Annotated in this window: 1 protein-coding gene; it reads left to right on the top strand. The window is 37.7% G+C overall.

Annotation, left to right across the window (positions count from 1 at the left end):
- Positions 1-280 precede the first annotated feature (280 nt).
- A partial coding sequence (locus FD20_RS12240; RefSeq protein WP_057738872.1) for a glycoside hydrolase family 70 protein occupies positions 281-3,588 on the top strand: 3,308 nt, incomplete at its 3' end.

The following is a 3,588-nucleotide window of genomic DNA, read 5'->3' as shown; positions in this document are numbered from 1 at the left end:
TCAACAGACAGCAACGCAAAACAATGATCAAACGGCGCAGCAAACAACTGCGGCAGCTGCCAATGATCAACAGACAGCAACGCAAAATAATGCTTAAACGCCCCAGCAAACAACTACAACCAATACAGATGGCAATTTAGTTAAGGCCCTTGCAGATGCTAAGAATATTAAAACAATTGATGGTAAAAACTATTATGTTGATGACAGCGGTCAAATCAAGAAAAATTTTTCTATTGTCGTTGATGGACAGACTTTATATTTTGATAAGAATACAGGCGAATTGACTAGTATTTCAAACTCATATAAGGAAGGTCTATCAAACCTTGATGATGAGTATACGGAAAACAATTCAGCATACGACACATCTGCTACAAGTTTTAAAAACACCGATGGCTATCTCACAGCAAATAGTTGGTATCGCCCGAAAAGTATCCTACGAAATGGTGTTCAGTGGGAGGCATCTTCTGCAACTGATTATCGTCCGCTTTTAATGGACTGGTGGCCTGATAAAAAAACACAAGTTAATTATCTTAATTTTATGCAGCAGCAGTTAGGCGATGACAAAACTTATACGGTTGATGATAATCAAAGTACTTTAAATGCTTCAGCGGAGAAAATCCAGACAAATGTTGAGAAGAAGATTAGTCAAACTGGTGATACTCAATGGCTTCAAAAGTTAATAGCTAAATTTGTTGACACCCAGCCTAACTGGAGTGTCGCAAGCGAATCGCAAACAACTGGAGACAGTAAAGATCATTTGCAAGGAGGGGCACTGCTTTACGAAAATAGTGATTTAACACCTAATGCTAATTCAAATTACAGATTGCTAAATCGAACACCTACTAATCAGCAGGGACACCCTGCATATACGCTCGATTCAAGTTTAGGCGGTTACGAATTTCTTCTAGCGAATGATGTTGATAATTCTAATCCGATTGTACAAGCTGAACAACTTAATTGGATGTATTATTTATTAAACTTTGGTTCAATAGTGAAAAATGATTCAGACGGAAATTTTGATAGTATTCGTGTAGATGCCGTTGATAACGTAGATGCAGATTTGCTTCAGATTTCAGCAAATTATTTTAAAGATGCATATAAAGTTAATCAAAACGATGAAAATGCGGATCAACATATATCTATTTTGGAAGATTGGAGCGACAATGACGCACAATATGTTAAAGATCACGGCTCAGGCCAGGCTGCGATGGATAATAAATTTCGACTATCTCTAAAATATGCATTAACGATGCCTTACACGGATGCAAACAATAGTAGACGAAGTGGATTAGAATCTTTGATCTCTAATAGCCTGGTTGACCGAACAAACGATACGACTGAAAACGAAGCTATTCCCAACTATTCTTTTGTCAGGGCTCATGATAGTGAGGTGCAGACTGTAATTGCGGAAATCATCAAAGAAAAAATTGATCCTGAATCAGATGGGTTAACATTCACATTGGATCAGCTGAGACAGGCTTTTGAGATATACAATGCAGATCAGCTTAAAACTAATAAACAATTTACACAATACAATATCCCAAGTACATATGCTCTGCTTTTGACCAATAAAGATACGATTCCTAGAGTGTACTATGGAGATTTATACACCGATAATGGTCAATATATGGCTAATAAGTCGCCTTATTACACTGCAATAGATATGTTGCTGCGAGCACGGCAAAAATATGTTGCAGGTGGGCAAAGCATGAAAGTAGACTACGTAGAAGGCTCATCTGATATGAAACAAGAAGCTTATCGGGGTGTTCTAACCTCAGTCCGTTATGGCAATGGGGCATTGACAGCTAATGATACTGGTAATACTGGAACACGTACACAAGGGATAGCAGTAATCGAAAGCAATGAACCAGGATTAAAACTTAATGCGTCTGATCGAATAGTTATCAATATGGGAAAAGCTCATTGTAATCAAGCCTATCGTCCATTAATTTCAACGACATCCGATGGGATCGCAACATATCAAACAGATGCTTCAGTACCTGCAAGTTATATTAAGTATACTGACGAAAATGGACAACTTATTTTTGATGCTTCAGAAATTATTGGGCAGAGCAATCCTCAAGTCTCTGGGTTTTTAGCAGCATGGGTTCCTGTCGGGGCTAGTCAGGATCAAGATGCACGTACAGCAAGTAGTACTAATGCTTCCACTGATGGGAAGACTTTACATTCAAACGCGGCATTAGATTCACAAGTTATTTACGAAGGCTTTTCTAACTTTCAAGATTTTCCGACGACGACCGAGCAATATGCAAATGTTAAAATTGCCGAAAATGCAGCATTATTCAAGGATTGGGGTATTACATATTTTGAGTTACCGCCTCAATATCGTTCTAGCACTGACAATAGTTTTTTAGATTCAATCGTTCAAAATGGATATGCCTTCACAGATCGTTATGACCTTGGGTTCGGATCACCGACAAAGTATGGAACGGCTGATCAGTTGATAACGGCAATTAAGTCACTTCATACGCAAAATATGAAAGTAATTGCCGACTGGGTTCCAGATCAAATTTATAATCTTTCTGGAGACGAGGTTGTAACTGCTTCACGGGTCAATAATTTTGGAGAGCAAACTAAAGACTCTGTTATCAACAAAACATTATATGTTTCTAAAACTGTCGGTGGTGGAAAATTTCAAGCTAGGTATGGAGGAGCATTCCTGAAAAAAATTAAGAAACTGTATCCTGATCTCTTTACTGTTAACCAGATTTCGACAGGAGTTCCAATCGATGCAAGCAAAAGAATAACGCAATGGTCGGCAAAATATTTCAATGGAAGCAATATTCAAGGGCGAGGAGCTTTCTACGTTCTTAAAGACTGGGGATCAAATAGATACTTTAAAATCAGTAAGACTGAGAATTTTCTACCTAAGCAACTGTTAAATTTACCAGCCAGCACAGGATTTATATCAGATGGCACAGGAATAGTTTATTATTCAACCAGTGGTTATCAAGCAAAAAAAACTTTTATTGAGGATGAAAAGGAAAATTGGTATTATTTTGACGAAAATGGGCATATGCAGTACGGACTGCAAAATATCAATGGCTCGTTTTATTATTTTCTTCCTAACGGTATTGAGCTGCGAGATGGTTTTTTTGAGGATGAGCAGAAGAACATTTATTATTTTGGAGCTCAAGGTGAAGGTTATATCAACAATTATTTAATGACTAACGATAAAAAGTGGTATTATTTTGACAAAAATGGAATTATGGCACACGGTCTAGTTACGGTTGTTTTTGGTGAGAAGACAACAACTCAATTCTTTGATGCTGACGGTTATCAGATTAAAGGACAAGCTATCAGAGATCAAGAAGGTAATTTAAGGTACTTTGCAAATGATTCCGGAGATATGGAAACAAACATTTTTGCAGAAATAGCACCTAACGAGTGGGTCTATCTAGGAGCGGATGGTATTGCAGTGACAGGCGCCCAAACGATTAAGGGACAGCAGCTTTATTTTGACGAAAATGGGTATCAGATCAAAGGTCAGGCAGTTAGAGATCAAAATGGCAATATGTATTATTATGATGCTGACAGCGGTGAAATGATAACTAATCGTTTTGAGAG

It is taken from the genome of Liquorilactobacillus uvarum DSM 19971, assembly GCF_001434935.1.
GTDB classification, from domain to species: Bacteria; Bacillota; Bacilli; order Lactobacillales; family Lactobacillaceae; genus Liquorilactobacillus; species Liquorilactobacillus uvarum.
Note: the sequence above shows the minus strand (reverse complement) of the source record. Positions and strands in the feature narration are given on the sequence as shown.